Genomic DNA, 7866 nt, shown 5'->3' with positions numbered 1-7866 from the left:
AAGCCCTCTAAGCGCTTCATCTGCGGCGGCTATCCCTTTTGCGGCGGCTTCCGTGCTTAAATTTTCATTTTTGCCTAGGTTCCATACATTGCCCGTCTTTTGAAGCTCTACGCCTAAATTTGCTAAGCTTGAGCGAAAATCATTGGTATTTTGCGTCGCTTTAAGCATATAGGAAGGCAGGTCAAATTTAAGATTTGCGGGGATATAAAATATGTTATTGAAAGCCTCGGCGAGTTCCCCGAGCCCCTTTGCCGCGGTAGAGAAAACTCCCGTGTCCTTTTCTCCAGCGAGCCAGTCGGGCATAGCTATATCGCTTAAAGCGGAGGCTACTTTAATGAGCGAGCCTATAGAGTTTGCAAGCAGCGCCGCAGCATTAGCGGCAGCCTCGAAGGTATCTTTGTTGAAAATACCGCTTGCGATCTCATTTATGCCCTCGCCAAAATTCGCCAAAGCCTGCTTAAGCGTCGTATCGTTTGAGAGATACTCATTTATTTCTGCAAACGAGTTTTTAAGCCCCTCAAATAGCGGCCTCGTAGCCTCTCCTTGCAGCTCCGCCATAGCTGCCTTGTACGAGCTTACTAGGGCTTCAAATTTCGGAGCGCTAAAGGAGGCTTGTTCGCCGAAAATTTTAAGCTTTTCGTTCATCACATCGAAAAACGAGCCGTTTTCTATCGCACTTTTTAGGCTTTCGGTCTGCAACCCCAAGGACTTCAAAAATCGCCCGAAGTCCGTATTTGTTTGAATTATGCCTGCGCCCACGCTATCTAGCGTCGCTTTTAGCGAGCTTACATCCGCGCCCGAGCTTTGGGCTGCGTATGAGATATTGCGAAACAGCGCGAGAGCCTTTTCTAGGCTCATATTTGAGCTAGCGGTAGAGGTTTCAATTCCCAACGGGATGGAATTCTACAATTCAACACGGGCGATAACACGGTGCAAGTCGAGCGTTTCAATTCCCAACGGGATGGAATTCTACTATGCGCCGATCCTATCATGGCGCAAAATACCAAGTTTCAATTCCCAAGGGATAGATTACCCACCAAATCTACTTAGCTAAGGCGTGAGATTTACCTCGCCAAATTTACTCTGTCGAAGCGCGGAATTTACCCTGCAGGATAAATTCCGCCCGATTTTACTTCACTCTCTTTATCTCGATCTCGTCGTCATGCGCGCCGATTTCGATCCGATCGCCCGTTTTGATCTCGTCGCTTAGGATCATATCGGCGATCTTATCCTCCACTAGATCGTAAAGCGCCCTGCGCAGCGGCCTTGCGCCGTATTCGATATCAAAGCCCGCCGAGGCGATGAGCTTTTTGGCATTTTCGCTTAGGCTTGCGTTAATGCCGCGATTTGCTAGCGTTTTTTGTAGGCTCTTAAACATAATGCCCACGATTTTTATAAGATCGTCCTCGCTTAGGGCGTTGAAGATCACGATATCGTCCAGGCGGTTGATAAATTCGGGCTTGAAATAATTCTTCAGCTCGCTCTTTACCGCCTCCTCTCGCTCGGCAAGCGCGATCTCGCGCGGCTTATCCGCATTTTTGGCGTCAAGCTCCATAATCTTAGCCGAGCCGATATTGCTCGTTAGGATGATGATTGTGTTTTTAAAATCAACCGTAACGCCCTTGTTATCGGTCGCGCGTCCGTCGTCTAAAATTCCAAGCAGGATGTTAAAAACGTCCTTGTGCGCCTTTTCGATCTCGTCAAAAAGCAGCACGGAGTAGGGCTTTCTGCGCACCGCTTCGGTAAGCTGTCCGCCCTCATCATAGCCCACGTATCCCGGAGGCGCGCCGAGCAGGCGGCTGACGCTGTGTTTTTCCATATACTCGCTCATATCAAATCGGATCATCGCCCGCTCATCGTCGAATAAAAACCTCGCTAAACTCTTTGCGCTCTCGGTCTTGCCGACGCCGGTAGGGCCTAAAAACAAAAAGCTTCCGATCGGGCGGTTTTCGTTCACGAGACCGGCTTTGTTGCGCTTGACGGCGCGAGCGATGGCGTGCAGCGCCTCGTCCTGCCCCACGACACTTTCTTTTAAATGCTCCTCGATGTGGAGGAATTTCTCCTTTTCGGAGGAGAGCATTTTGCTTACTGAGATGCCCGTCCATTTACTTAAAATTTCAGCCACGCTCTCCTCGTCCACGCGGTTTCGCAAAAGTACGCCGTTTTCTTTCATCGTATCCCACTTCGCCTCAAGCTCCTTAACCTTTGCCTGCGCGGCGGGGATCTTGCCGTATTCGATCTCGGCAGCCTTGCTAAGATCGCCGTTGCGTCTTGCTAGGCTAGCTTCGTTTTTGAGGCTGTCGATTGCCTTTTTCTCCTCGCTGATGCCGCCAAATACGGACTTTTCGTTTTCAAATTTAGCCTGAAGCGCGTTTTTCTGCTCGGTTAAATTTTCGATCTCTTTGTCGATTTGCGCGAGCCGCTCGTCATTTTTGCCGTCATCCTCCATCTTAAGGGCTTCCTTTTCGACCTGAAGCGTGAGGATGTCGCGCTTGGCCTTGGCAAGCTCGTTGGGCTCGCTTTCGATCTGCATTTTAAGCTCTGCCGCCGCTTCGTCAATGAGATCGATCGCCTTATCCGGCAGAAATCTATCGCTGATGTAGCGGTCGCTTAGCCTTGCAGCCGCCACAAGCGCGCTATCGGTGATGGTGACGTTGTGATGCACCTCTAGCCGCTCCTTTATGCCGCGCAGGATCGCCGTAGCCTCGCTCACGCTAGGCTCCGCGACCGTTACGGGCTGGAAGCGGCGCTGAAGCGCGGCGTCTTTTTCAAAATACTTTCTATACTCTTTCAGCGTCGTAGCGCCGATCGCGTGCAGCTCGCCGCGCGCAAGGGCGGGCTTTAGGATGTTTGCGGCATCCATCGAGCCTTCGCTTGCGCCCGCGCCTACGATGGTGTGAATTTCATCGATGAAAAGCACGACGTTTGCGGCTTTTACGACCTCGTTTATGACGGCTTTGAGTCTATCTTCAAACTCGCCGCGGTACTTTGCGCCCGCGATCAGCGCACTCATATCAAGCGCGATGACGCGTTTGTTTTGCAGGCTGAGCGGTACCTCTTTTTTGGCGATCAGTTGTGCAAGACCCTCGACGACCGCGGTTTTTCCAACGCCCGGCTCGCCGAGTAGGATGGGGTTGTTTTTCGTCTTGCGGATTAAAATTTGCATCATTCGCGAAATAACCTCGTCGCGACCGATTACCGGATCAAGCTCGCCCGCGATTGCCTTGGCGGTGAGATCGACGCCGAATTTACTAAGCGCTTCAAGCGTCTCGTCGGCGGTTTGCGAATCGATGCTTTTACCGCCGCGAAGCGCCTCTAGCTCCTTTTTGATCTCGCTAAGATCTGCAAATTTAGATAGAATTTTCTTTAGCGGATCGGCGTTTAAATTTGCGATCAGCCAGGTATCTACGGCGATAAATTTATCGCCCGAGCTTGTCATCAGTCCTTTTGCGAGCTCTAGTGAGTTCATCAGCTCGCGCGAGATTCGCACGTTTTCCTTCGTGACGTTTGAGCTCGTAGGCAAATTTGAAATTTCGCTTTTGATCTCAAGTTCGACCGCGGTCTTTTCGATGCTAAATTTATTAAAAATTTGATTTAGCACAGAGCCGCTGTCGGCTACCAAAGCCCAGAGCATGTGCAATACGCCCACTTCGCTATTTTTGGAATGGATCGCCAAAGAAACGCTGCTTTCGAGCAAAGAGCGCATTTTATCGGTTAAAATTTCAATAGTTTCGTTCATAAATTTTCTCCTAAAGTTGAAGTTGGTTGCATTATATAACTTTAGTGTCTTTATGTCAAGGTTTTTTAGTGAGATTTTAAAATTTTCGACTTAAATTTATCCGTAAACGCGTAAATTTCGTATGAAATTTACCTTATTTTTAGCCAATTTTCTATAAAATTCACTCCATTTTACTTTCAAGGATAAACTTTGCGACAAAAACACCTCTTCTTCGGCTTGGGATTCATATTTTCTCTATTTTTAGGCGTCAGTTTTTTTACCGGAAATTTACAAGCCAGAGAGATCAATGCGACCAAGAAGCCAGACAGCGAAAAAACGCGTCTGGAGGCGCTAGCTAAGCTTACCAAGACGCTTGCGATCGTCGAGAATAACTATGTCGATGAGATGAGCTTTTCGGAGCTTGTGGATAAGACGATCTCGGGGCTTATGAATAACCTCGACGCGCACTCAAGCTATATGGACGAAAAGGCGTTTAACGACACGAAAGTCCAGACCGAGGGCGAGTTCGGTGGGCTTGGAATTCAAGTGGGTATGAAAGACGGCGCTCTAACCGTCATCTCGCCTATCGAGGGCACTCCTGCCGACAAGAAAGGCATTCAGGCCAACGACGTGATATTGCGTATCGACGGCAATGCGACCTTCGGCATTACGATCGACGATGCGGTCTCGAAGATGCGCGGCAAGCCGAAAACCAAAATCACTCTAACGATTGTACGCAAAGGCGTTAGCAAGCCTTTCGACGTCGAGATCATACGCGACATAATCAAAGTGGAATCGGTTTATGCCAAGATGATCGAGGATGATAAAATTTTATATCTGCGCGTTACGAATTTCGATCAGTACGTAGTTTCAGACGCGAGCAAATTTATAAAAGAGCACAGAGACGCCAAGGGTATTATTTTGGATCTGCGAAACAACCCGGGCGGGCTTTTGGATCAAGCGATCGGACTTGTGAATTTATTCGTCGGCAAAGGTCTTATTGTCTCTCAAAAAGGGCGCGCGAAAAACGAAACTGAAGCGCATAACGCCGATCCTAAAAAGAAGATCACCGATCTGCCGCTCGTGGTTTTGGTTAATGGCGGCAGCGCAAGCGCAAGCGAGATCGTAAGCGGCTCGCTTCAGGATCTAAAGCGCGCTGTGTTGGTCGGTGAAAAAACTTTTGGCAAGGGAAGCGTGCAGGTGATCCTCCCGATCGAGGATAAAGAAGCCTTGCGACTAACCATAGCGCGTTACTATCTATCAAGCGGCCGCACTATCCAAGCGGTGGGCGTGACGCCTGATCTCATAGTGGCGCCGGGTAAGGTGCCGAGCCGTGACGAGGATGAATTCTCGTTAAAAGAAGCTGATCTTAAAAAGCACCTAAAAAGCGAGCTTGCTAAGGTTGAGACCGATAAAAAAGAGAAAAAAGACGAGCAGAAAAAGGATGAGAAAAATTTCATAACAGCAGAGCAGATTAATAATGATATCCAGTTAAAAACCGCAATAGACGCGATAAAAATTCTAAACATCAAGTAAGGAGAGTGTGATGCAAGCTACCAAAAAAGAGCTTATCTACGAAGGCAAGGGCAAAAAGATGTGGTCGGTTAACGAAAGTGACGACCTTTTAATCTCGGAATTTAAAGATTCGCTGACGGCGTTTAACGGCGTCAAAAAAGCCGAAGAGAGCGGCAAAGGCGCGCTGAATTGCAAAATTTCGACGCTGATTTTTGATCTGCTTAAAAAGCACGGCATCGCCACCGCGCTTGTTGAGACGATCAGTCCGACCGAGCAGCTCGTAAAAAAATGCAAGATTTTCCCTCTTGAGATCATCGCTCGCAATATTGCCACCGGCTCGCTTACAAAGCGCCTAGGCATCAAAGAGGGCACGAAGCTTCCGTTTGCTCTGGTAGAGTTTTGCTACAAAGACGACGAGCTGGGCGATCCGATCCTAAACGACGAGCATTGCTTGCTGCTTGGCGCCGTAAAGAGCCAAAGCGAGCTTGACGAGCTCAAAAAGATCGCACGCAAGATCAATGAAATCTTGATTAAATTTTTCGACGAGCGAAATTTGAAGCTCGTGGATTTCAAAATCGAGCTTGGCAGGGATAAGGACGGCAATATTCTACTTGCAGACGAGATCAGCCCCGATAGCTGCCGCTTTTGGGATAAACAGACCGACAAAAAGCTCGATAAGGACGTATTTAGACAGGATCTCGGTAGCGTAAAAGTGGCCTACGAAGAGGTCTTGCGTAGAATTTTAGGATAAGCGATGAAGGTGGTCGTAAACGTAAGGCTTAAGCAGGGCGTGCTCGATCCGCAGGGCAAGGCGGTTTTGCACGCCCTTGCTGCGCTTGGATTTAGCGGCGTGCGAGATGTGCGCGTAGCCAAACAGATCGTACTTGAGCTAGATGGCGAGGATAGGGATAAAATTTACGCCGACGTCGCTAGAATGTGCGATGAAATTTTGGCAAACACCATCATCGAAGACTACGAGATCGTGATATGAAGGTAGCGATCGTCAATTTCCCAGGCACCAACTGCGAGCGCGACAGCAAATACGCCTTTGATAAGCTTGGTTGCGAAACGCAGATAATCTGGCATAAAGAAATCGACATAAATGCCGATCTGATCGTGCTTCCCGGCGGCTTTAGCCACGGAGATTATCTGCGGACGGCTGCTATTGCCAAATTTAGCCCGGTGATGAAGGCGGTTCTCGCTCATGCTGCGCGCGGCGGCTATATTTTGGGCATCTGCAACGGCTTTCAGATGCTTTTGGAGCTAGGCTTGCTCGCAGGCGCGATGAATAAAAATATAAATTTAAGCTTTATCTCAAAATTTCACAATTTGCGCGTCGTTTCAAACGACAATAAATTTCTGCACTGTTGCGACAAGGGCGAAATTTTAAATATCCCGATCGCGCATGGCGAGGGAAACTATTATGCGCCTGCGGATACGTTAAAGTCGCTATACGACGAGGATTGCGTGCTGCTAAAATATTGCGACGAAAACGGCGCGGATCTAAATCCGAACGGCTCAGTGGACGCAATTGCCGGGATTTGCGATAAAAACAAAAAGATTTTCGGCCTGATGCCGCATCCTGAGCGCGCGATAGAGCCTATTTTGGGCGGCACGGACGGAGAGAAAATGCTAAAAGGCTTAATTTGCTAAAAAGAATTCTTGCTATTTTAGGTGTCTGCACGCTTGCGTTTGCTGCGCCGGAGATTGAGATCGATTCGCTTGATGATCTAAGTAAATATGCGCCGAAAAAAGCTGAGGATAAGCCCGACGAGCCGCAGACGCGCGATAATTCCAAGGTGATGCTGAAGTATAATAAAAAAGAGGTTATGTCGATGGATAATCTAAGCATCGATGATCTTAAGGCTTTGGCGCCTACTAACGAAGTCGATCTTGATGTATCCGACGATAAGGTCTATCAGGACATTAAGCCCAAGGAGCTTACGCTAAAAGCCAGCGGGATACCTAGGAAGGTGTATTGCAATCAAATTTTTAAGATTGATTTCGCCGTGTATTTGGGGCAGAAAATCACCGTTAAGCCAAAGCTAGAGATCAGCCGCACCAATGGCATGAAGTGGCTTAATGCCGACAATCTTACGTGGATTGAGGGCGACGAGATGTTTGAGACGACGCTGTGGTTTGCAGCAAGCGATAAGAGCGATAAGATAAATGAGCTCGTTTTGACCTTGCAGCGCAATGGAGAATTCTTTGAAAAAAGCTCTATCAAACCTGATAATCCGGAATTTATGAAGCTTGATACGAAGCCTAATTTTTCGCATATCGTAGCCGACGAGCTGAAACTTAAAAACTACAAAACTACAAAATTTGACGACGCATCGAATTTACTCACGCTCGATCTTGGTATCCGAAACGGCGCAATCAGCGCTTTTAGTATCGATAATCCAGCCATTATTAAGCAGGGTGTGGACTCCGTACGCGGCGCATACGCAAGTCAGAGCGGATATTATTTCGCCGTCGTGGATAAAAATATCACAAATTTAGACTTCAGCTACTTCAATCTCCAGACGAAAAAATTTGAAAATTTCGGGCTTGAGCTCAACCCACGCGCCGAAGATCTTAGCACACAGATCGGACTAAATCCGAAAGAGAGTAAATTCGAAGCCTACAAGCAG

At 48.2% G+C, this 7866-nt stretch carries 7 protein-coding genes; 5 read left to right on the top strand and 2 right to left on the bottom strand.

The features are described from left to right. The coding region (locus Q0198_RS06840) for a hypothetical protein (RefSeq protein ID WP_297896379.1) at positions 1-891 on the bottom strand (891 nt) is incomplete at its 3' end. Between the two features lie 238 nt (positions 892-1129). Further along, positions 1130-3739, bottom strand: a complete 2610-nt coding sequence (locus Q0198_RS06835; RefSeq protein WP_297896377.1) for an AAA family ATPase — start codon at positions 3737-3739, stop codon at positions 1130-1132. 216 nt (positions 3740-3955) lie between these two features. On the opposite strand from Q0198_RS06835, the gene Q0198_RS06830 reads away from it, so the two are divergent. The 5 genes from Q0198_RS06830 to Q0198_RS06810 all read left to right on the top strand — a co-directional run. Then, positions 3956-5254, top strand: coding sequence for a S41 family peptidase (locus Q0198_RS06830; RefSeq protein ID WP_297896385.1), 1299 nt, complete (start codon positions 3956-3958; stop codon positions 5252-5254). A gap of 10 nt (positions 5255-5264) precedes the next feature. After that, complete coding sequence (gene purC, locus Q0198_RS06825; RefSeq protein ID WP_297896375.1) at positions 5265-5984, top strand: phosphoribosylaminoimidazolesuccinocarboxamide synthase; 720 nt, start codon at positions 5265-5267, stop codon at positions 5982-5984. 3 nt (positions 5985-5987) lie between these two features. Beyond that, positions 5988-6224: a phosphoribosylformylglycinamidine synthase subunit PurS gene (gene purS / locus Q0198_RS06820; protein ID WP_297896373.1), complete on the top strand. Its 237-nt coding sequence runs from the start codon at positions 5988-5990 to the stop codon at positions 6222-6224. Then, positions 6221-6886, top strand: coding sequence for a phosphoribosylformylglycinamidine synthase I (gene purQ, locus Q0198_RS06815; protein WP_297896372.1), 666 nt, complete (start codon positions 6221-6223; stop codon positions 6884-6886). The genes purS and purQ overlap by 4 nt, the downstream gene beginning before the upstream one ends. Then, positions 6880-7866, top strand: a 987-nt coding sequence (locus tag Q0198_RS06810; RefSeq protein ID WP_297896370.1) for a hypothetical protein, incomplete at its 3' end; no start/stop codon positions are given. The genes purQ and Q0198_RS06810, both read left to right, overlap by 7 nt.

It is taken from the genome of uncultured Campylobacter sp., assembly GCF_938045205.1.
Lineage (GTDB): Bacteria > Campylobacterota > Campylobacteria > Campylobacterales > Campylobacteraceae > Campylobacter_B.
The sequence above is the reverse complement of the archived record's forward strand: the minus strand, read 5'-3'. Positions and strand labels throughout refer to the sequence as shown.